The following is a 22220-nucleotide window of genomic DNA, read 5'->3' on the forward strand; positions in this document are numbered from 1 at the left end:
ATGCGCTCGCTGCTGCTGGTCCTGACGCTGTCGTTATCCCCGGCGATGCTGTTCGCACTGCCGCTGACGCATCAGGCGCCGGGACCGGACAAGTGGTCCCAGGCCAGCTATGTCTGGGACAGTGAAGCGTTGCTCGATCCCGGCCAACGCCAGGCGGAGCTCGAAGCACTGCGCAAGGCCGGGATGGACAAGATCTACCTGGGCCTCAAGGCCGCTCAGATCGATGACCTGGCCACCACCCGCCGACAGCTCGAGCAGTTGCTGCAGGAAGCGGCCAGCGAGCAGTTGCAAGTGAGCCTGTTGCTCGGCGATCCGGCCTGGATCGAGCCGCAGGAACGCCATCAGCTCACCGATTTATTGAGCAAACTCAAAGGACTTTCCTTCACCAGCCTGCACCTGGATCTGGAAGTCGAGCAGTTGGGCGTGCCAGTGCCGGATCAGCACTTGAAGAACTGGCTCGAGACTTTGCGTGCGGCTGCCAAAGCCAGCCCATGGCCGGTGGAAATCTCCAGTCATCACCGCTGGTTCACCGAGACCAGGCCCGGACGAACCTGCGTGCCCTGTGCACTTCCCGAAGCGGGCGTGCACCGGGTCAGCCTGATGATCTACACCCGCAATCCGCACAACAGTGCGCGCAAGGCCGAGCAGATCGCCATGCGCTGGCCCGGCCTGCAATTTCGCCTGGCGCAAAGCACGGAGCCACAACTGGATGCCACGCAATCCTGGGCCGGCGCTTCGACCGAACAGCTGCAACGCCAGACCAGCGCCTGGCGCGAACAACTGCAACCACGAGGCATTGCCGGCATCGACTGGCAAGCCTGGCGAGACTTTCCAAAACGGTGAGCCGTCATGAAAATCCGATTCGACAGTCGTAAAGAACTCCACCCGACCCAGGAGCAGGGATTGACCGTGCTCTACGCGCCGAGCAAGCGCGCGGCGTTTCGTGTGCGCTGGTATTTGATCCTGTTGCTGGTGGCCAGTCCCTTGATCTGGCTGGGCGGAAAACTGGCCTACGGCATGTTGATGATCGACGCACCGGCGCAACTGCGCCTGCAGATTCTCGAAGTGCGCGCGCGGGAAGCCGGCCGGGTCGAGCAGCTGTTTGTCATGGCCGGCGACCAGGTGCGGGTCGATCAGCCATTGGTTCATCTGGACAATCCGGAATGGCGTGCCCGGCTGTCGCAACTGGCGGCGATGCCCAAGGACACGACGCGCGCCGCCAACACCCAACTGGACGGCAAGGAGCGCCAGTTGCTCAAGACCCGGGTGAGCAGGGCGGAGCAACGGGTGCAGACCCTGGAAGAGCTGGTGTACCGAGGCGCCGTCTCCCGTGGTGAAGTGCTGGCGGCCGAATCCGAACTCGATGCCTTTCGCGCCGACCTGCTGGCGTTGGAGCGCCGCGAGCAACTGGCGCGCCAGTCGCCCTTGAGCGTCGAGCGCGAGATCAGTCAACAGAACGCCGAGCAGCAATGGCTGAAAACGCGCCTGGCGGCGTTGTCGATCAATGCCGCCCAAAGCGGTCGGGTTGCCGAAGTGTTGGTCAATCCCGGCGAAAACGTCGGTGCCGGGACCTTGATGATGCGCATCGAGCGACTGGAGGAGCCGCTGCTGTGGATCTATCTGGAACCGCTGAACATCAGCTACGCGGCGGTTGGCCAGCCGTTGCGCGTGCGCATGCCGGATGGCGAGTGGCTGATGGCCCATGTGGTCCAGTCCGTGGACAGCGCCGGGCGTACACCGACGGTGTTGCGTGGGCCGTTCGCGGCCAGCCAGATGGGCTTGCAGGTCGCCGCCCGGTTCGATCGACCGCTGTCGCCACGCTGGCGAATCGATCAACTGCCGTTGAATGTGCGCTTTCCGACCGACTGGCAACAGATGTTCAGCGACAGCCGTGAATTTATCGAACAGTTGAACGGGTTCATCGCAGACCGAACCACCCGCACTGCACCGGAGAGTCAATGAGCAAGACTGGCGATGGCTTCATCGAAACGGTCAATGCCGTGCGTCCGCTGAGCGGTGGACGCCATGACCTGATGGAACTGTTGCAGCGAAGTGGCCGTCAATCGAGGGAAAGGTCACCGTCCGCATGCCGAGGGCAAACCGAAGCGTGGCGGGCCGTTATCCTGCGAGTCATCTGCCGGAGGGTTTGTTCATGAGGATCGCCCAGATCGCGCCGCTCGCCGAGCGTTGCCCGCCCCATCTGTACGGAGGCATCGAGCGCATCGTGTCGTATCTGACCGAAGAGCTGGTCCGGCAGGGGCATGATGTCACGCTCTTCGCCAGCGGCGATTCGCAAACCTCGGCACGCCTGGCGTCCGGATCGCGGCAGGCGCTCAGGCTCGATCCTGATGTGAAGGATACGATCCCGCATCATATCCTGATGCTGGACCAGGTCATCAGGCAGGCAGATCAATTCGACATCATCCACTTTCATGTCGATATCTTTCATTTTCCGCTGATCCGCCATCTGGCTGGGCACAGTGTGACCACGCTGCACGGACGGCTGGATGTCGCCGACTATCAATCGTTTTACGGGCACTTTCCCGAGGTGCCACTCGTCTCGATATCCAAGGCGCAACGGCTGCCGTTGATCGGCAACGTCAATTGGGTGGGCAATGTCTATCATGGCATCCCGGCTGATCTTCTGCCGTTCAATCCGCAGCCCAAAGGTGATTACCTGGCCTTTCTTGGGCGCATTTCCCCCGAGAAACGTCCGGACCGGGCGATAAAGATTGCATCGATGGCCGGCCTGCCCTTAAAGATCGCAGCGAAGGTGGACAAGGCGGACCAGGCTTATTGGGACAATGTCATCGCGCCGCTGATCGCGACCCACCCCAACATCGAATTTCTCGGCGAAATCGACGAGTGCCAAAAATCGGACTTCCTCGGTAACGCCAAGGCGCTGCTGTTTCCCATCGACTGGCCTGAGCCTTTCGGCCTGGTCATGATCGAATCCATGGCCTGTGGCACGCCGGTCATCGCGTTTCGTCATGGCGCGGTGCCGGAAGTGATCGACGACGGCGTGTCCGGCTACATCGTCGACGACATGGAAGGCGCATTGAAAGCCGTGCAGCGCCTGGGCGAACTGGACCGGGGCAGGGTGCGGGCCGCGTTCGAGCAACGGTTCACGGTCGAACACATGACCGAGCACTATCTGGACCTGTATCGCCATCTGACGGCAGGCAACGGCGTCGCGCAACCGGGCAGTACATTCGATATTCCGGCGTCCGCGTCGTTGCAGGAAATGCGCCTGCGCACGCTCAAACACAACGACACGTTCGGCGTATTCGATCCCAATGGCGACGTGTTGGTGACAGAGGACAGCCCACAGGGACTGTTTCATACCGACACCCGGCACCTGTCGGGACTCTACCTGACGATCAATGGCGCGCGCCCGCTGCTGCTCAGTTCGACACTGCGTGACGACAATACAATGCTCACCTGCGACCTGACCAATCCGGACCTGGTCGATGCCAAGGGCAAACGAGTCCTGCATCACGACTTGATTCATCTGCGCCGCTCGCGTTTTTTATGGGACGGGGCCTGCTGCGAACGCATCACCCTGCGCAATTTCGACGAGTACCCGCAACGCCTGCAGTTGCGCATCCAATTCGTGGCCGACTTCAAGGACCTCTTCGAAGTTCGCGGCGCCCGCCGCTCGCAGCGCGGAGAAACCCACCGGGCGGAGATTGCCAACGAACAGGTGCTGTTGTCTTACACCGGTCTGGACCATAAGCGGCGCACCACCCGGTTGCGCTTCGATCCGGTGCCGGCCAGCCTGACGTGTGACCAGGCGCTGTTCGAGGTGGAGTTGGCGCCAGGGCAGATCCAGTCGTTCTTCATGGACATCAATTGCGGGGTACAGAACCCGCCTTATTCGGTGCGTCACGGGTTTTTCGTGTCGTTGCGTGACGCCCGTCGTCAGTCGCGGGCGTTCTTTGCCCGTGCGGCCTCTGTCACCACCTCTCATGACGTGTTCAACGAAGCGGTAAACCGCAGCATCGCGGACCTGAACATGCTGATGAGCAACACACCCCATGGCCTGTACCCGTACGCGGGCATCCCCTGGTTCAGCACGGTATTCGGACGTGATTCCTTGATTACCGCGTTGCAAATGCTCTGGATCGATCCCGGGATCGCCTGCGGCGTGCTGAGGTACCTGGCCGCCAATCAAGCGATCAGCGTCGACCCCGCCGCCGATGCCGAGCCCGGGAAAATCCTGCATGAGGTTCGCCTGGGGGAAATGGCCGAACTCGGTGAAGTGCCCTTCAGGCGTTACTACGGCAGCATCGACTCCACGCCGCTGTTCATCATGTTGGCCGCCGCCTACCTTGAGCGCACACAGGACCTGGAGACCTTGCGCGAGCTGTGGCCAAACATTGAGGCCGGACTGGACTGGATCGATCAATACGGTGATCGCGATGGTGACGGCTTCGTCGAATATGGCCGGCAATCAAGCGAAGGCTTGATCAATCAGGGCTGGAAGGACAGCCACGACTCGGTGTTTCACGCGGACGGGCGCCTGGCCGTGGGCCCGATTGCGATTGTCGAGGTTCAGGCCTACGTCTATGGCGCCTGGAACGGTGCGGCACAAATTGCTCGCCGCTTGGGCGATTCAGACCGGGCGCAAGGCCTCAAAGAGAAAGCCCGGCACCTGCGGCAACGGTTCGATGCGCAGTTTTTCGACGAAGAATTGGGCACCTATGTCCTGGCGCTGGACGGGGACAAAATGCCTTGCCGGGTCAAGGCTTCCAATGCCGGCCATGCCCTGTTCGCCGGCATCGCGCTACCTGAGCGCGCGCCATTAGTGGTGGCCGCGTTGATGGACCGTTCATCTTTTACAGGATGGGGGGTGCGCACGCTGGCCTCTTCGGAGGCCCGCTATAACCCGATGAGTTACCACAACGGTTCCGTGTGGCCCCATGACAACGCGCTGATCGCGGCCGGATTTGCCCGCTACGGTTACCGGCAGGAAGCGGCGCGGATTTTCGAGGGCCTGTTTGCCGCGTCAACTTACATCGATCTGCGCCGTCTGCCTGAATTGTTTTGCGGCTTCCGCCGGCAGCGCAACCAGGGCCCGACCTTTTACCCGGTGGCCTGCTCGCCCCAAGCCTGGGCAGCCGCGGCGCCGCTGTCATTGATTCAATCTTGCCTGGGCCTGAACTTCAATCCGAAGAAACGCACCATCATGTTCGATGAGCCGGTCATGCCAGCCTTTCTGAACACCATCGCCCTCAGTCGTCTGGCCATCGGGGCAGAGTCGGCTGATGTGATGCTCAGGCGCGCAGGGGAGAACGTCATGGTCGAAGTGCTCAATCGCCAGAGCGGAGTACGGATCATGAGCACCAGTTAGTAGCGCATGGCAGCCGAATGCCGAGTCAGTTCGGCGTCCAGCAGATGCTCGACCAGCACGTCATTCAAGAAGCGGAACTGATCGTTGAGCCCGATCACTTCGTTGTTGAAGTGATGCGTGGCGGCCGGCATCAGCAAGGCCTCGAAGTCCTGGTCGAACACCAGCGACAGTTCTTTGCGCGAGACGACTTGCTGGGCGTAATAGTTGTTGCCGAACACCGGAAAACTCACGGCCAGGGTGACGGAGTGGATCATGACGTGCGCTCCTCGGACAGGACATACCAGGAAAAAATGCTCAGGGTGACGGCCGTCAGGGCCAGGCAGGTCAGGAGATGGATGATCATGATGTGCCCCTCCGGTTCGGGGTTTGGTGTTGGGGGTGAGATTGATCCTACGCTGACGGGTTTTTAGCGGAAGGCATTCGTGGCGATGGTGGATATCGATGTGAATGATGGTCGGGTTTTGTGGTGTTTTTGAGGGCCTCTTCGCGAGCAGGCTCGCTCCCACAGTGGATTTGTGGTGGGACACTGTTTCGTGAACGACACACCCCCCTGTGGGAGCGAGCCTGCTCGCGAAGAGGCCTCACGCCCCGCCACAACATCCAGACGAATGGCCAATCACTGCCACCTATACTCAAATCAGAAGGCTTCCAATCCCCAAACATCCTGTTCGGGGGAGACTGTAGGACACCAAGATCTTGAACCTGCGTTCGCTGATCGTCGCCGTGCTGGTGGTGTTGGCGGGGTGCGTCACGCCTGCGCGCGCGCCAGTGCCAGCCCCGCCGCCGGTGGTCATATCCCAGAGCACCTGGCAGCAGGTGGACCGGGAGATCGTTGCGGCGTCGCAATCGGCCACCGAGCAGGCCAAGATCTACTCGCGCGGTGCCATGGATTACTGGCGGACCCGGGTCTATCAACTGACCGAAGAGAACTTCATCCCCTGGTTCAGCAGTTACTGGACCCAGGAATGGCTATCGATGAAGGTCAGTTGGTACAGCCTCAGCGCCCAGGGCGAGCAGGATGCCTCTGCCAAGCGCCTGGCCGCCTATCTGCTGGAGCAATACCAGCAGCGGGTGCTCGCGCCGGTCGCGGTGGAAATCGATCCCGACCAGATTCTCAGCCTGGCTATGGCGTTCTACGTGGACATACTCCAGGAAGAGCTGCAGCGTATCTCCCAGCGTCACGGGGTGCCGATGGCCCAGCTCAATGGCCGTATCCAGAAGATCCCAGCCATCGCCCTGGGACCGCCCACGGCACGGAACGCCTCGCTTTACCAGGTGGTGAATACCCAGCCGCTGAATACCTTGCCGGCCTATGCGGCGCTGATCGACAAGATCCACAAGGCGGGCGGCGACAAGGGGGTGGAAAATACCGACACCGCCATGGCGCCGGTAGCCAGGCGTGCGAGCAAACGGATCGAAGCCGAAATGGCCCCGCGGGGAGCGGCCAGTGCCGTGGCCGCGGCGGCGGGGAAACTGGCCGGGGCGTTGATTTCCGTGGGGGTGGCGGGCGTACGGGCGATCATTCAGGCCAACGACCGGCCCGACAGCGAAGCGCTGATTCGCAGCAGCCTGGGCAATACGTTCGACAAGGCTTGGGTGAAGCTGGTGCAAAACCCGACGACCGGCGTGATGGCGGGGACGCTGTACATGGCGGCGCAGATCGAAGGCAACCTGGCGAGCAGCGCCGAAATACCGTCGGTCAGTTCGGGCAGCGGATCGGTCGATTGGACCGCGACCCAGTCGACTAACCAGCAGATGGCCCCATGACCCAAGGAGAACGACCATGTCCTACGTAGATGGCTTTGTGATCGCTGTACCCACCGCCAATCGCGAGCAATTCAAGAAACACGCCGAGTCCGCCGCCGCCGTGTTCATCGAGAACGGGGCGCTCAGCCTTGCCGAATGCTGGGGCGACGATGTGCCTGATGGCAAGGTGACGTCATTTCCCATGGCGGTAAAGCTCAAGGACGACGAAACCGTGGTGTTTTCCTGGATCGTCTGGCCCGACAAGGCCACCCGGGACAAGGGCATGGAAAAACTCATGGCCGATCCGCGTCTGCAGCCCGACGTCAACCCGATGCCGTTCGATGGCCAGCGCATGATCTTCGGCGGTTTCGACATGCTCGTGAAGGCTTGATACCACGGCAGGATCACTCCGGCGTCGGGGTGATCCTGCAACTCTTGCGTTGACGAATCTCGCTGTCCGAGGGCCGCTCCCTGACAAACTCGAAGCGCGGCTCACCTTCGTTGTAATGGACCAGCCAGCCCCATTCCAGCTCGGTTTCATCCTGACCGGGTTTCGGTGGCTCGGCCCACCATGGCTCCTTGCTGATGATTTCTCGCATGGCCCCCTCCAGTTGAATCCTGTGCATGAACTATAACTTGGATGTCAGGAGGTGCCACGCATGAGCGACGAATCCCACGAGCCGTTGAAACGACTGTTTTTTGCCCTGGACTGCGCGCCTGCCCAGCGCAAGGCGATTGCCCAGTGGCGCAGTGATCTTCAACTCAGGAACGGACGCCCGGTGCCGGTGGAAAACTTTCACCTGACGCTGTTGTTTCTGGGCGCGGTCGGCGTGGCCCGGATTGGCGAAATCTGTACGGCCGCCGCGAAGGTCCGAAAACCGGGCGTGCCATTGCGGGTTCTGCTGGATCGTCTGGAGGTCTGGCGCAGGGCAGGGGTGTTGGTGCTGGCGCCTGAGCAGGCACCGCCTGCGTTATTGCGCCTGGTGTATGCGCTGGAACAGGCGATGCTGCCGTTCCGGATGGAAGATGCCCCGAAGGAATTTCGCCCCCACCTGACCTTGATGCGCGACTATCGGATGCCGGTGCCTGAGTCCGGGACTCCACCCGAGTTCTTTTTGCGGGCGGAATACTTCACCTTGTTCGAATCCCATAAAGGGCGCTATCGGGCACTGGCGCAATGGCCGCTGGGTCCGACCTAGCACACACAAAAAAAGGCGCCCGAGGGCGCCAAACTTCACCTTAACCGAGGAAGCCAGGTGAGGCCGTTCGTCAGAGAGGAGGGCAGCGGTGGTAAGGCGCTGCGTGAACGGAAAAAGGAAAATGCTGAACTCTTTGTTGTGATCGTTCCCACGCTCTGCGTGGGAATGCCTCCACGGACGCTCCGCGTTCGGCTCTGCAAGGGACGCGGAGCGACCCGGGCTGCATTCCCACGCGGAGCGTAGGAACGATCGGTATACAGCAGAGAGACCAAGTGAATTACTGACCGAGCTTCACCCGCGTCCACCCCCGGGTCATCACCCGCTGCACGCCAATCGGCATATCCGGAATCGCATACAAGGTCGCCATCACCGCCTGCGACGGATACGACCCCGGATCATCCCGAATCGCCTCATCCACCAAGGGCGTCGCCGCCGCGTTGGCATTGCTGTAGCCGATGTTGTTGGTGATCTCGGCGATGATGTCCGGGCGCATCAGGAAGTTCATGAACAGGTAGGCGTTTTCCACGTTCGCCGCATCCCGCGGGATGGCGACCATGTCGTAGAAACTGCCGGCGCCCTCCTTCGGAATGCTGTAGTCGATTTTCACCTTGTCGCCGGCTTCCTGCGCGCGAGCCTTGGCTTGCAGCACGTCGCCCGAGTAACCGACGGCGACGCAAATGTTGCCGTTGGCCAGGTCCGAGATGTACTTCGACGAATGGAAGTACGCCACCGATGGCCGGATCTTCATGAACAGTGCTTCGGCTTCGGCGATCTGCGCCTTGTCCTGGGAATTGACCGGGTAGCCCAGGTAGTGCAGGGCGGCCGGGAGCATCTCGGTCGGTGAATCGAGGAAGCTGATGCCGCACGCTTTCAGCTTTTCCGCGTTTTCCGGTTTGAACAGCAAATCCCAGGAGTTGGTTGGCGCATTGGCACCCAGCACTTCCTTGACCTTGTCCGGGTTGAAGCCGATGCCGATCGAACCCCACATGTACGGGAAGGCATGACCATTATCCGGGTCGCTGGCGGAGGCGTTTTTCAGCAGGACCGGGTTGAGGTTTTTCCAGTTGGGCAGCTTCGATTTGTCCAGTTCCTGATACACGCCGGCCTTTATCTGCTTGGCCAGGAAACTGTTGGACGGCACGACGATGTCGTAGCCGGATTTGCCGGCCAGCAGCCGCGCTTCCAGGGTTTCGTTACTGTCGAACACATCGTAGGTCACGCGGATGCCGGTCTCGTCTTCGAACTTCTTGACGGTGTCCGGGGCGATGTAGTCCGACCAGTTGTAGACGCGCAGTACCTTGTCATTGGCCTGGGCGCAGGTTGCGATTGCGCCCAATAAGGACAGTGTCAGCAGAGTCCTGCCAAACATTTTCATCGGTACAACTCCATTTCTTTTTTATTCAAAAATCACACACGCCCACTGTAGGAGCGAGCTTGCTCGCGATGGACGTTAACGATGACGCGGGCTGCCTGGAAGTACGCGGCTCCCTGTAGGAGCGAGCTTGCTCGCGATGGACGTTAACGATGACGCGGGCTGCCTGGAAGTACGCGGCGCCCTGGAGTCCATCGCGAGCAAGCTCGCTCCTACACGGTGGCTTCCAGCATTTGTTTTTTCGGTTGCTGCCAGGATTCGCTGGCGGTCTGGTCCATCGCTTCCTGGATCGCCCGTTTGCGGGTGGCTTCAGCACGGCGGCTGAAATACCAGACCATGAAGGTCACGATCGATACCGCCAGCAAAATCAGGCTGGCCACGGCGTTGATCTCGGGCTTCACCCCCAGCCGCACCGCCGAGAACACTTCCATCGGCAGGGTCGTCGAACCCGGGCCCGAGACGAAGCTTGCCAACACCAGGTCATCCAGCGACAGGGCAAACGACATCATGCCGCCCGCTGCCAGAGAGGGCGCGATCATCGGAATGGTGATCAGGAAAAACACCTTGAACGGCTTCGCCCCGAGGTCCATGGCCGCTTCTTCGATGGACAGGTCCAGCTCGCGAAGGCGGGCGGAGACTACCACCGCGACATAAGCGGCACAAAAGGTGGTGTGGGCGATCCAGATCGTGACGATGCCACGCTCCATCGGCCAGCCGATCATTTGCGCCATGGCCACGAACAGCAGCAACAGCGACAGACCGGTGATCACTTCCGGCATCACCAGGGGCGCCGTCACCAGGCCCCCGAACAAAGTGCGGCCTTTGAAGCGCGTCACCCGAGTCAGCACAAACGCCGCCAGGGTCCCCAGCGCCACCGCGGCAATCGCGGTATAGCAGGCGATTTCCAGCGAACGCACCACCGAGCCCATCAGTTGCGAGTTGTCGAGCAGCCCGGCATACCACTTGAACGACCAGCCGCCCCACACCGTCACCAGCTTGGAGGCGTTGAACGAGTAGATCACCAGGATCAGCATCGGCAGGTAGATAAACGACAGGCCGAAAATCAGCATGAACTTTGAAAATCCGAAGCGTTTCATCCCCGACCCTCCATCTCTTTGGCCTGGCTACGGTTGAACAACAGGATCGGCACAATCAGGATCAACAGCATCACCACCGCCAGGGCAGACGCCACCGGCCAGTCGCGGTTGTTGAAGAACTCCTGCCACAGCACACGACCGATCATCAGGGTCTCGGGACCGCCCAACAGTTCCGGAATCACGAACTCGCCGACCACCGGAATGAACACCAGCATGGCGCCTGCGATGATCCCGTTCCTGGCCAGCGGCACGGTGATTTTCCAGAAGTTGTTGAAGTTGCTCGAACCCAGGTCCGACGCGGCCTCCAGCAAGCTTTGATCATGCTTGACCAGGTTGGCGTACAGCGGCAGCACCATGAACGGCAAGTACGCGTAAACAACCCCTATATAGACCGCGGTGTTGGTGTTGAGGATCTCGATCGGGTGGTCGGTCAGCCCGGTCCACATCAGGAAGCCGTTGAGCAAACCGTTGTTGCTGAGAATGCCCATCCACGCATAGACGCGGACCAGGATCGCGGTCCAGGTCGGCATCATGATCAGCAACAGCAGGACGTTCTGGGTTTCCTTGTTGGCCTTGGTGATCGCATAGGCCATCGGGAAGCCGAGCACCAGGCACATCAGCGTGCTGAAAAACGCGACCTTCAACGAGCCGAAGTAAGCCGAGATGTACAACTCATCCTGGGTCAGCAGCGAGTAGTTGCCGAGGTTCAGCAGCAGCTCGAATTTCTGCTCGGCGAAGGTGTAGATCTCGGAGTAGGGAGGAATGGCCAGCGCCGCTTCCGAAAAGCTGATCTTCATCACCAGGAAGAACGGCAGCATGAAGAAAAGGCACAGCCAGAGGAACGGAATCCCGATGACGAGCTTACGACCACTCGGCATCAGCCGCAGGAACTGCTGATTGAGTGTGTTCATGAGCGCAGTACCACGCCGCTGTCGTCTTCCCACCACACGTAGACCTTGTCGTCCCAGGTCGGACGCGCGCCACGGCGTTCGGCGTTGGCCATGAACGACTGCACGACCTTGCCCCCAGGCAGCTCGACGTAAAACACCGAGTGACCGCCGAGGTAGGCGATGTCATGCACCTTGCCCTGGGACCAGTTGTAGCGGGTCTCGGGCTGGGTGGTGCTGACCAGCAGTTTTTCCGGGCGGATGGCGTAGGTGATCGACTTGTCCTGCACCGAGGTGCTGACGCCGTGGCCGACGTAGATCTTCTGTTCCAGGTCCGGACTGTGAATGATCGCGTGACCTTCCAGGTCTTCCACCACCGTGCCGTCGAAGGCATTCACGTTGCCGATGAACTCGCAGACCATGCGGCTGACCGGCGCCTCATAGATGTCGACCGGGCTGCCGATCTGCGCGATCCAGCCCAGGTGCATGATCGCGATGCGCTGGGCCATGGTCATGGCCTCTTCCTGATCGTGGGTCACCATCACGCAGGTCACGCCGACGCGCTCGATGATCTCGACCAGTTCAAGCTGCATCTGCGAGCGCAGCTTTTTATCCAGCGCGCCCATGGGCTCGTCGAGCAGCAGCAGCTTCGGCCGCTTGGCCAGGGAACGGGCGAGGGCCACACGCTGACGCTGACCGCCGGACAACTGATGGGGTTTGCGCTTGGCGTACTGGGTCATGTGTACCAGGCGCAGCATCTCTTCAACGCGGGCGTCGATTTCGCTGGTGGGCAAACGGTCCTGCTTCAGGCCGAAGGCAATGTTCTGCGCCACCGTCATGTGCGGGAATAGCGCGTAGGACTGGAACATCATGTTGATCGGCCGTTCGTACGGCGGCATGTCGGTGATGTCGACACCGTCGAGCAGAATCCGTCCTTCGGTCGGGCGCTCGAAGCCGGCGAGCATGCGCAGCAGCGTCGATTTACCCGAGCCGGAACCGCCGAGCAGGGCGAAGATTTCCCCTTGATGAATCTCGAGCGAAACATCGTCCACCGCGGTGGTTTCGTCGAATTTCTTGGTGACGCGGTCGATTTTCACCAGCACCTTTTTCGGTGCCTGGTGACCTTCAAGAGCCTTCCTGTAGACGCTGGAGGCGTTTGCCATGTGAAACTCCCAACAGGTTTCAGTCGTCGGGCCAACGCGGCCTGACTTAAGAGTGGATTGCAAGCCCGGGCCGCCCCTGTAGGAGCTGGCTTGCCAGCGAAGGCTTCCTTTCAGCCAACAATGATGTCGACTGGAAGGGCCCCTTCGCTGGCAAGCCAGCTCCTACAGGGGACCGTGTCGCCCGGGCTTATTCGGCACCGCCGTCCTGGCTGCCTGTTCGTACTTGTTGTTATTGCAGTGTGTTGTTTCGCAAGTCACGGACGCGCAAGGGCACGCCCGCCAGACTCACGGGGGCAGTAAATCGATGTTTCAGGTCAGCGGGTTTTACGCAACGCGGCCCGTCGTCGGCACGCCTCGCCAAACGCCTGGAAAATTCTCAAATACGGAGGATTCGAAAGCACCTGCCACTCCGGGTGCCACTGCACACCGACGGCAAAGCCCAGGCTGTTTTCCAGCGAAATCGCCTCGATCAAACCGTCCGGCGCCACCGCTTCCGAACGCAGGCCGGGCGCCAATCGATCGATGCCCTGACTGTGAATCGAATTGACCTGGAACACCGGCGGCAGCTCCAGCGCTTCAAACACGCCACCCGGTTGCACCGTCACCCCGTGCGCCGGTGCGTACTGCACCGCCAGCTCCGGACTGTCCGCTTCCCGGTGATCGAGCATGCCCGGCAGTTCGTGCACCTTCTGATGCAGACTGCCGCCGAACGCCACGTTCATTTCCTGAAAACCGCGGCAGATGCCGAACACCGGAACACCGGCGGCAATGGCTGCACGCAATAAAGGAAGGGTCGTGGCATCCCGCGCCGGATCGTGATCCGTGCCGGGGGCGCTGGCGGGGCCTTGATAGTGGAAGGGTTCCACATTCGACGGCGACCCGGTGAGCAACAGGCCGTCGAGCTGCGCGAGCAGGTCCTCGATGTCGGTCAGATCGCCCAGGGAAGGTATGACCACAGGCAGCCCCAGCGCCGCGACGCTGACAGCACGCAAGTACTTGTCGCCGCTGACGTGGTAGGGGTGCAGGCCAATCTGTTTGACGCACGCTGTAACGCCGATCAATGGCTTGAGTGCCATTTTTATCACCTCGAAGTTTCACACTTGAACGAGCTTTTCCGGAGCTTAGCCTTGTTGATTTTAATTAACAACTCTCATGTAAAAAATTCTAAACGCCACACGTCCGATCCTCAGGAATTACGCGGTGCTCTAAGCCGATCTGGCGCTCTCGTGCCCATAAAAGGCCCGAAAATAAAGGTTGAAAGGCCAAGTGTTCGCTATTGACTTCACTTTGCCTTTCGGATTGACTGGGCTCGTGACAAGGTAGTGAACATAATAATTAACAGCTAATAGGTGCATCATGTCGGTCCCTCTGCGTGCCGTTCAACTCAACGAAGCAAACGCATTCCTTAAGAAATATCCTGAGGTTTTGTACGTCGACCTTCTGATTGCGGATATGAACGGTGTGGTGCGCGGCAAGCGCATCGAGCGCACCAGTCTTCATAAGGTCTACGAAAAAGGCATCAACCTGCCGGCGTCTCTGTTTGCCCTGGACATCAACGGTTCTACGGTGGAAAGCACCGGCCTGGGTCTGGACATCGGCGACTCGGACCGGATCTGCTTTCCCATCCCCAACACCCTCAGCATCGAGCCCTGGCAGAAGCGCCCGACCGCGCAACTGCTGATGACCATGCACGAACTCGAAGGCCAGCCGTTCTTCGCCGACCCCCGCGAAGTGCTGCGTCAGGTGGTGAGCAAGTTCGATGCAATGGGCCTGACCATCTGCGCCGCGTTCGAGCTCGAGTTCTACCTGATCGACCAGGACAACGTGAACGGCCGTCCGCAATCGCCACGCTCGCCGGTCTCCGGCAAACGTCCGATCTCGACCCAGGTGTATTTGATCGACGACCTCGACGAATACGTCGACTGCCTGCAAGACATCCTCGAAGGCGCGAAAGAGCAGGGCATCCCGGCCGACGCCATCGTCAAGGAAAGCGCCCCGGCGCAGTTCGAAGTGAACTTGCATCACGTCAATGACCCGATCAAGGCCTGCGACTACGCGGTGTTGCTCAAGCGTCTGGTGAAGAACATCGCCTACGACCACGAGATGGACACCACCTTCATGGCCAAGCCGTACCCGGGCCAGGCGGGCAATGGTCTGCACGTGCACATTTCGATTCTCGACAAGGAAGGCAACAACATCTTTGCCAGCGAGGATCCCGAGCAGAACGCCGCGCTGCGACACGCGATCGGCGGTGTGCTCGAGACCCTGCCGGCGCAGATGGCCTTCCTGTGCCCGAACGTCAACTCGTACCGGCGTTTCGGCGCACAGTTCTACGTGCCGAACTCGCCGAGCTGGGGCATCGACAACCGCACCGTGGCGGTGCGTGTGCCGACCGGTTCGCCGGACGCGGTGCGCATCGAGCACCGGGTTGCCGGCGCCGACGCCAATCCGTACCTGCTGATGGCGTCGGTCCTGGCCGGTATTCACCATGGCCTGACCAACGAAATCGAGCCGGGCGCCCCGGTGGAAGGCAACAGCTACGAGCAGAACGAGCAGAGCCTGCCGAACAACCTGCGCGATGCCCTGCGCGAACTGGACGACAGCGAAGTCATGTCGCGCTACATCGACCCGATGTACATCGACGTGTTCGTGGCGTGCAAGGAAAGCGAGCTGGCCGAGTTCGAGAACTCCATCTCGGACCTTGAGTACAACTGGTACCTGCACACTGTCTGACGGCCCCCCTGTAGGAGCCGGCTTGCCGGCGAAGGCGGTGGATCAAACAAATCGATGTGGCCTGACCCACCGCTTTCGCTGGCAAGCCAGCTCCTACAGTTGATCGCTGTCGTCCACATCTTTTGCGTACGACGCAAACCCTGTAAGAGCCGGCTTGCCGGCGAAGGCGCCAGACCAGTCACCACCCATGTCCCCCGACACCGAATACCCATCGGCAGACAACCCAACAATCTCCTGCGTCGAGTCACAACCATGACAAACACTCGCAGCGACTGGGAACAACGCTTCCAGTCCCTAACAATAGAAAGCCGCGCCTTCATCGACGGCCAATACCGCCCGGCACTCAGCGGTGACACCTTTGAATGCATCAGCCCGGTCGACGGCCGCTTCCTGGCCAACGTCGCCAGCACCGACGAAGCCGACGCCAATGCGGCCGTCGCCGTCGCGCGCCGCACGTTTGAATCCGGCATCTGGGCCAGCCTCGCCCCGGCCGAACGCAAGCGCATCCTGATCCGCTTCGCCGACCTGATCCTGGCCAACCAGCAAGAACTGGCCCTGCTCGAAACCCTCGACATGGGCAAACCCATCAGCGATTCGATGAACATCGACATCCCGGCGACCGCCAACGCGATCCGCTGGAGCGCCGAAGCCATCGACAAGCTCTACGACGAAGTCGCCGCCACCCCCCACGACCAACTCGGCCTCATCACCCGTGAACCGGCAGGCGTCGTCGCCGCCATCGTGCCGTGGAACTTCCCGCTGATCATGGCCAGCTGGAAATTCGCCCCAGCCCTGGCAGCCGGCAACTCGTTCATCCTCAAGCCTTCGGAAAAGTCGCCACTGACCGCCATCCGCATCGCCCAGCTGGCGCTGGACGCGGGCATCCCCAAAGGCGTGTTCAACGTCCTGCCGGGCTATGGTCACACCGTCGGCAAGGCGTTGGCGTTGCACATGGACGTCGACGTGCTGGCCTTCACCGGGTCCACCGCGATCGCCAAGCAACTGCTGATCTACGCCGGTCAAAGCAACATGAAGCGCGTCTGGCTCGAAGCCGGCGGCAAGAGCCCGAACGTGGTGTTCGCCGACGCGCCGGATCTGCGCGCGGCCGCACAAGCCGCGGCCAGTGCCATCGCCTTCAACCAGGGCGAAGTCTGCACCGCCGGTTCGCGTTTGCTGGTCGAGCGTTCGATCCGCGATCAGTTCATCCCGCTGCTGGTGGAAGCGCTGCAAGCCTGGAAACCGGGGCATGCTTTAGACCCGGAAACCACCGTCGGCGCCGTCGTCGACCAGCGCCAACTGGACAACGTGCTGCGCTACATCCAGGTCGGCAAAGACCAGGGCGCGCAACTGATCGCCGGCGGCAGCCGCACCCTCGAAGCCACCGGCGGCCTGTACGTGGAACCGGCGATCTTCGACGGCGTGACCAATGCCATGACCATCGCCCGGGAAGAAATCTTCGGCCCGGTGCTGTCGCTGATCACCTTCGACACCTTCGATGAAGCCCTGGCGATTGCCAACGACAGCATCTTCGGCCTGGCCGCCGGCGTCTGGACCAGCAACCTGAGCAAGGCCCACACCTTCGCCCGCGGCCTGCGCGCCGGCAGCGTCTGGGTCAACCAGTACGACGGCGGCGACATGACCGCGCCGTTCGGCGGGTTCAAGCAATCGGGTAACGGTCGGGACAAATCGCTGCACGCGTTCGACAAATACACCGAACTCAAAGCGACCTGGATCAAGCTCTGACACCTCTACAACGGCGGCCGCCGACACGTATCGGCGGCCATCGGAGAAACCTATGAAACAGACACATGTAAACAGCTACTACGCCGCCACCCGTAACTTCACCGGCGATTTCCCGGTACTCGAACACGCGGTGGACTGCGACGTCTGCGTGATCGGCGCCGGCTACACCGGCTTGTCCTCGGCCCTGTTCCTTGCCGAAGCCGGCTACAGCGTCACCGTGCTCGAAGCCGCCAAAGTCGGGTTCGGCGCCAGTGGTCGCAACGGCGGTCAACTGGTCAATTCCTACAGCCGCGACGTCGACGTGATCGAAGAACGCTACGGCGACAAGACCGCCGAAGTCCTCGGCAGCATGATCTTCGAAGGTGCCGACATCATCCGTCAGCGCATACAGCACTACGACATCCAGTGCGACTACCGCCCGGGCGGCATCTTCGCCGCGCTGAACAAAAAGCAACTCAAAGGCCTGGCCGAGCAGAAAAGCAGCTGGGAACGCTACGGCAACAAAAACCTGAAAATGCTTGACGCCACCGAGATCAAGCGCGAAGTCGGGTGCGACAACTACGTCGGCGGCCTGCTCGACCTGCAGGGCGGCCACATCCACCCGCTGAACCTGGCCCTCGGCGAAGCCTCGGCCATCATCGGCCTGGGCGGCAAGATCTACGAACAATCCGCTGCAGTGGAAATCACCTACGGCGAACCGATCACCGTACGCACCGCCAAAGGCGTAGTGCGGGCCAAGTACCTGCTGATCGCCGGCAACGCCTACCTGCCGCAAGACCTCGACAACCGCGTCACGCGCAAAAGCATGCCGTGCGGCTCGCAAATCGTCGTCACCGAACCCTTGTCCAAGCAAGTCGCGCGCAGCCTGATCAAAAACAACTACTGCGTCGAAGACTGCAACTACCTGCTCGACTACTACCGTCTCACCGCCGACAACCGCCTGCTCTACGGTGGCGGCGTGGTCTACGGCGCACGCGAGCCGGACGACATCGAACAGCTGATCAAACCGAAAATCCTCAAGACCTTCCCACAGTTGAAGGACGTGAAGATCGACTACCGCTGGACCGGCAACTTTCTGCTGACCATGTCCCGCATGCCGCAGTTCGGCCGCATCGAGAAAAACGCCTACTACATGCAAGGCTACAGTGGCCACGGCGTCACCTGCTCGCACCTGGCCGGCAAACTCATCAGCGAAATGATCCGCGGCGACGCCGAACGCTTCGATGCTTTTGCATCCCTGCCGCACATGCCCATGCTCGGCGGCCGCACCTTCCAGGCCCCGCTGACCGCCATGGGCGCCGCGTACTACGCGCTGCGCGACCGGTTTGGCATCTAACCCAACCCACCCGGCGGCCACACTCAAACCTGGCCGCCAACACCCCAGCGCAATACCGCACCACCCACAACAGCCAGCACCACCACCCCCCCTGTAGGAGCTGGCTTGCCAGCGAAAGCGCCAGATCAGCCACCATCAATGTTCCTGACACACCCCCAGCGCAATACCGCAGCCACCCACAACGGCCAGCACCACCACACCCCCTGTAGGAGCTGGCTTGCCAGCGAAAGCGCCAGATCAGCCACCATCAATGTTCCTGACACACCCCCAGCGCAATACCGCAGCCACCCACAACGGCCAGCACCACCACACCCCCTGTAGGAGCAAGCTCGCGATGACGCCAAACCAGCCACCATCAATGTCACCTGACACACCGCTATCGCGAGCAAGCTTGCTCCTACAGCAACACCCCCAAACGTGATTTAATACCCGCCTTTCACATTTCCGGGACAGGGAAGCGGTACCTTCGCGGCCAAAAGTCGCCCGCCATCCACCCCCATAACCCTTAAGTATTCCTCGCATAAGGCTGTCATGGACACGGGCTCACGACTCAAACTAGTACGCGAAAGCTACAAACTCTCCCAGCGCGAGCTGGCCCGGCGTAGCGGCGTCACCAATGCCACCATCTCCCTGATCGAACAGAATCGCGTCAGCCCCTCCGTCAGCTCACTGAAAAAACTGCTCGAAGGCATCCCCATGTCCTTGGCGGACTTCTTTACCTTTGATCAGCCGCCGCGTGAGCATCAATACGTGTTTCGGGCTAATGAACAGCCGGATCTGGGGCGTCATGGGTTGCGGTTGCTGTTGATTGGGGCTTCGGTGCCGAGTCGGCAGATGCGCTTGTTGCGCGAGCAGTACGCGCCTGGGGCGAGTTCGGGGGAAGAGCCGATTGTGCATTCGGAAGGGGAGGAGTGTGGGCTGGTTACCCGTGGCACCGTTGAGCTGACGGTTGATGGGCAGATCAGTGTGCTGAATGCCGGGGATGGGTATTACTTTCCGACGACGCTGCCGCATCGGTTTCGCAACATTGGGGCGGATGAGGCGGAGATTATTAGTGCGAATACGCCGGCGAATTTTTGATTAGAGAATTGCTTTTGTTCAGTTAAATGTTGCATTTTTTAATTTTCGTTCTGTAAGGAACAGTAATGCGTCATTTCATACACATGCTTGGTTTTTTTACTTTGATTTTGTGTGCTCAGCCGACTTTGGCCCAAGTTGCTACTACTTCTACCGGCAAACAGTCTACCGCTGAGCTCGCGAAATTAGCTTCTCAGATGCCTATCGCTGAAGAATTACAAACCGCAAAGCAACAAATAAAAATTCTTGAATCGCAACTTCAGATGACACGTGACTACCAAGGCTCGTTGCTTGATACGGTGTATTGGGCACTGGGTGCAGTTTTTCTGCTAGTTGGCCTACTGCTCGGTTTTGGTTGGTTTGCCAACTTTCGAGTGTACGAGCGCGATAAGGAAATACTTAAAGCCGAGCTTGAGGGGGCTGTTCGCTCAAAAGCTGACGATCTTGAGAAGTCGATTTCACTGCAGACCGATAATATCTCAAGAGTTGTTATTGGCAAAATTGATGAAAAAATCAAAATAGCTGAAACGAGTTTAAATTATTCGCTGCAGAAAATAGATGGTCGATTGTTTGATCTTGAATTTGTGCGTCTTCACGATAAGATGAATGCTAATGGTAGTGATAATATGGCTCTTACCGATGCGCTTCAACTTTTAGATATCTGTATTAAAAGGGATTTTTATAAGGTTCCAGATGTAATTCACTTTATGCTAAAAACAATTGATAAGGGCGGTAAGTTTACGGCTGGAGAAATCACAAGGCTGAATGTGCTCTTGGACTCTCTTCCTTCTCAATATCGAGCTCTATTAGAAAAGCTAGGTGCAAAGCTCGTTGCAGCAGATATTTTTTAAGTCGGGTCTAATTAGGTCCGGTAAAAATTTCGGAACAAGATTGAAAAAGGTGGCATGAAAAAGGTGGCAGATTTGTTTATTTAAATCATGAAAAAGGTGGCCATGAAAAAGGTGGCAGATTTGTTTATTTAAATAGATCTGCCACCTTTTTATATTTAAATCATGAAAAAGGTGGCAGATTTGTTTATTTAAATAGATCTGCCACCTTTTTATCTATATTTAAATAGATCTGCCACCTTTTTATCTAGGGCAAGGAGTTATGAGGTAACAAAAACCCGCGTCAACGCGGGTTTTTTGAACTGAAATTCGGTCACTGAACCTTGGGGGTATCGAACCCGCGCTGCTCAATCACTCGAAACACATCGCTCACATCCTGGAGCAAAATCCTGGCGATATTGGCGACGGTGTTGATGTCGTTTGCGGCGTAGTCGGGCAGGTTGGTGCAGCCCATGAGCTGGAGATAGGGGAGGACGGCGTTGAGGCGTTCGCTGACGCAGTTGTGGAGGTCGCGGAGTGGGGCGTCGCTGTCGATGAGCAGGACGGGGTAGTCGGTGGCGAATTGGGACATGGGGGTGAAGCGGCGGGGCGGGTGTTGAGTTGTCATGGTGTAAATCCTTATAAAAAGAAGAATTGCCACCTTTCTGCTGCGAAACAAATGGGTGGCAGCTGTGCGCGGGTTCGCAGACCGGAGGATTTACACCAAGACCCGGCAGACCCGAGGGCCTCCCGCGCACAACCGCCATAAAACATTAAGCAGGCGGAGCCGGCTGCATCATGCCTGACGGTGCTTTGGTGTCAATCTTCAGGGCTGCGAAACCCTATCGCTGATTGCTGTCTGCGACGGGGCGAATATAGGCGTCAATATTGGTGCCCACAACCGGGCTGTAGGACGCTTGGGCGGGCATTTTGGCAAGGCGGATTGCCTTTGATTGACGGCGGAGTCGTTGGAGTCGGCGTAAACCGGGCGATGAGGAGTGTCTTAGGAAATCAGTTACCGGTTTTGGGGCCGCTTCGCGGCCCAACGAGGGTAAACCCCCTGTCCACAAGGGGTAAATTCCTACACTATTTTCGGACGTCAGGATCAAAAGATCGCAGCCTTCGGCAGCTACATTGATCGGGTGATGGGTGTTCAAATTGTTGTGTCGGTTAGAAAAGACAAAGCCCCGAATCATAGGGGCTTTGCCATTTCGAATTGTGCAGTTTCCAAACCGTTATTGCACACCCTCTGACATCATTGCCTGGCTTGCGGTGAATGGGGATTGTATTCAGTGTGTTTCGGCCCAGCCAATGCCCACGCCAGCACCCCGAGCAGCGGCACAAACACGATCACCACTATCCACAAGAGCTTGTTACTCGATTTTCCCTGGGCTTTACGTACCCTGTTGATCGCCCACAACTCGACCAGCAAAAGCACTGCCGCGAGTACGATCCAGATTGTTTCGATTTGCATTAGCCACCTCCTGATAGTCATTCAGTTAGGTGCGCGCTGGCGGGCAGGGTTCATTTTATTGGGCATTTTTGGCTTCTCTGCAGGAAGTGTCCTACAGCTCGAGGCTGGAACAGAATAGGACAGGTCTGATTCTTCTCTCTAACGATATTTCGACAGGCAATGACTGAGTTAAAACGCCGTACATTCACTCCTGAAAAATAGAAAAGCGATTCC

At 59.4% G+C, this 22220-nt stretch carries 20 protein-coding genes; 11 read left to right on the forward strand and 9 right to left on the reverse strand.

The genetic code is table 11. The annotated features are described in order from the left end of the window. The 3 genes from F8N96_RS10120 (at nucleotide 1) to F8N96_RS10130 (ending at nucleotide 5353) form a co-directional block, all read left to right on the forward strand. Nucleotides 1-843 carry a hypothetical protein gene (locus F8N96_RS10120; RefSeq protein WP_150797677.1) on the forward strand — a complete coding sequence of 281 codons (843 nt, stop codon included), beginning with the start codon at nucleotides 1-3 and terminating at the stop codon, nucleotides 841-843. Between the two features lie 6 nt (nucleotides 844-849). Beyond that, the gene (locus F8N96_RS10125; RefSeq protein WP_150797678.1) at nucleotides 850-1962 is read left to right on the forward strand and encodes an HlyD family secretion protein; all 1113 of its coding nucleotides are present in this window, start codon (nucleotides 850-852) and stop codon (nucleotides 1960-1962) included. Between the two features lie 190 nt (nucleotides 1963-2152). After that, nucleotides 2153-5353, forward strand: a complete 3201-nt coding sequence (locus tag F8N96_RS10130) for a glycogen debranching N-terminal domain-containing protein (RefSeq protein ID WP_191635341.1) — start codon at nucleotides 2153-2155, stop codon at nucleotides 5351-5353. On the opposite strand, the gene F8N96_RS10135 is transcribed toward F8N96_RS10130, so the two are convergent. After that, nucleotides 5350-5607, reverse strand: coding sequence for a hypothetical protein (locus F8N96_RS10135; RefSeq protein ID WP_150797680.1), 258 nt, complete (start codon nucleotides 5605-5607; stop codon nucleotides 5350-5352). The two genes, F8N96_RS10130 and F8N96_RS10135, sit on opposite strands and share 4 nt — an antisense overlap. Nucleotides 5608-6049: 442 nt before the next feature. Between F8N96_RS10135 and F8N96_RS10140 the strand changes: the two genes are divergently transcribed. Then, complete coding sequence (locus tag F8N96_RS10140; protein ID WP_150797681.1) at nucleotides 6050-7120, forward strand: hypothetical protein; 1071 nt, start codon at nucleotides 6050-6052, stop codon at nucleotides 7118-7120. A gap of 16 nt (nucleotides 7121-7136) precedes the next feature. Then, a complete protein-coding gene (locus F8N96_RS10145) occupies nucleotides 7137-7490 on the forward strand; it encodes a DUF1428 domain-containing protein (protein ID WP_064678178.1) in 354 nt (117 codons plus the stop codon). Between the two features lie 13 nt (nucleotides 7491-7503). On the opposite strand, the gene F8N96_RS10150 is transcribed toward F8N96_RS10145, so the two are convergent. Then, nucleotides 7504-7698 carry a hypothetical protein gene (locus F8N96_RS10150; protein WP_150797682.1) on the reverse strand — a complete coding sequence of 65 codons (195 nt, stop codon included), beginning with the start codon at nucleotides 7696-7698 and terminating at the stop codon, nucleotides 7504-7506. Between the two features lie 60 nt (nucleotides 7699-7758). On the opposite strand from F8N96_RS10150, the gene thpR reads away from it, so the two are divergent. Beyond that, nucleotides 7759-8298: an RNA 2',3'-cyclic phosphodiesterase gene (gene thpR / locus F8N96_RS10155; protein WP_150797683.1), complete on the forward strand. Its 540-nt coding sequence runs from the start codon at nucleotides 7759-7761 to the stop codon at nucleotides 8296-8298. 277 nt (nucleotides 8299-8575) lie between these two features. On the opposite strand, the gene F8N96_RS10160 is transcribed toward thpR, so the two are convergent. The 5 genes from F8N96_RS10160 to F8N96_RS10180 all read right to left on the reverse strand — a co-directional run bounded on the left by F8N96_RS10160 (nucleotide 8576) and on the right by F8N96_RS10180 (nucleotide 13893). Then, a complete protein-coding gene (locus F8N96_RS10160; protein WP_150797684.1) occupies nucleotides 8576-9673 on the reverse strand; it encodes a polyamine ABC transporter substrate-binding protein in 1098 nt (365 codons plus the stop codon). A 209-nt stretch (nucleotides 9674-9882) separates the two neighbouring features. Next, complete coding sequence (locus F8N96_RS10165) at nucleotides 9883-10767, reverse strand: ABC transporter permease subunit (protein WP_150797685.1); 885 nt, start codon at nucleotides 10765-10767, stop codon at nucleotides 9883-9885. Further along, nucleotides 10764-11645 carry an ABC transporter permease subunit gene (locus tag F8N96_RS10170; protein ID WP_191635343.1) on the reverse strand — a complete coding sequence of 294 codons (882 nt, stop codon included), beginning with the start codon at nucleotides 11643-11645 and terminating at the stop codon, nucleotides 10764-10766. Before F8N96_RS10170 ends, F8N96_RS10165 begins: the two co-directional genes overlap by 4 nt. A 29-nt stretch (nucleotides 11646-11674) precedes the next feature. Further along, on the reverse strand, nucleotides 11675-12817 hold the full coding sequence (gene potA / locus F8N96_RS10175) for a polyamine ABC transporter ATP-binding protein (protein ID WP_150797687.1): 1143 nt from the start codon (nucleotides 12815-12817) through the stop codon (nucleotides 11675-11677). Nucleotides 12818-13131: 314 nt separating this feature from the next. After that, nucleotides 13132-13893, reverse strand: a complete 762-nt coding sequence (locus tag F8N96_RS10180) for a gamma-glutamyl-gamma-aminobutyrate hydrolase family protein (protein ID WP_150797688.1) — start codon at nucleotides 13891-13893, stop codon at nucleotides 13132-13134. A gap of 280 nt (nucleotides 13894-14173) precedes the next feature. On the opposite strand from F8N96_RS10180, the gene F8N96_RS10185 reads away from it, so the two are divergent. The 5 genes from F8N96_RS10185 (at nucleotide 14174) to F8N96_RS10205 (ending at nucleotide 20557) form a co-directional block, all read left to right on the forward strand. Next, nucleotides 14174-15550 (forward strand): glutamine synthetase family protein, encoded by a 1377-nt coding sequence (locus F8N96_RS10185; protein ID WP_150797689.1) that lies wholly within the window; start codon nucleotides 14174-14176, stop codon nucleotides 15548-15550. 252 nt (nucleotides 15551-15802) lie between these two features. Next, on the forward strand, nucleotides 15803-17293 hold the full coding sequence (locus F8N96_RS10190) for an aldehyde dehydrogenase (protein ID WP_150797690.1): 1491 nt from the start codon (nucleotides 15803-15805) through the stop codon (nucleotides 17291-17293). A gap of 52 nt (nucleotides 17294-17345) precedes the next feature. After that, nucleotides 17346-18629, forward strand: coding sequence for an NAD(P)/FAD-dependent oxidoreductase (locus F8N96_RS10195; RefSeq protein ID WP_150797691.1), 1284 nt, complete (start codon nucleotides 17346-17348; stop codon nucleotides 18627-18629). 531 nt (nucleotides 18630-19160) lie between these two features. Next, nucleotides 19161-19709: a cupin domain-containing protein gene (locus F8N96_RS10200; protein ID WP_007895886.1), complete on the forward strand. Its 549-nt coding sequence runs from the start codon at nucleotides 19161-19163 to the stop codon at nucleotides 19707-19709. Nucleotides 19710-19774: 65 nt separating this feature from the next. Next, entirely contained in the window at nucleotides 19775-20557 is a 783-nt protein-coding gene (locus tag F8N96_RS10205; protein WP_150797692.1) for a hypothetical protein, read from the forward strand. A gap of 310 nt (nucleotides 20558-20867) precedes the next feature. On the opposite strand, the gene F8N96_RS10210 is transcribed toward F8N96_RS10205, so the two are convergent. Continuing rightward, a complete protein-coding gene (locus tag F8N96_RS10210) occupies nucleotides 20868-21161 on the reverse strand; it encodes a fructose-bisphosphate aldolase (RefSeq protein ID WP_150797693.1) in 294 nt (97 codons plus the stop codon). A gap of 627 nt (nucleotides 21162-21788) precedes the next feature. Then, complete coding sequence (locus F8N96_RS10215) at nucleotides 21789-22007, reverse strand: PLD nuclease N-terminal domain-containing protein (protein WP_150797694.1); 219 nt, start codon at nucleotides 22005-22007, stop codon at nucleotides 21789-21791. Nucleotides 22008-22220: the final 213 nt, after the last annotated feature.

This window comes from Pseudomonas fluorescens, assembly GCF_902497855.1.
Lineage (GTDB): Bacteria > Pseudomonadota > Gammaproteobacteria > Pseudomonadales > Pseudomonadaceae > Aquipseudomonas > Aquipseudomonas fluorescens_BI.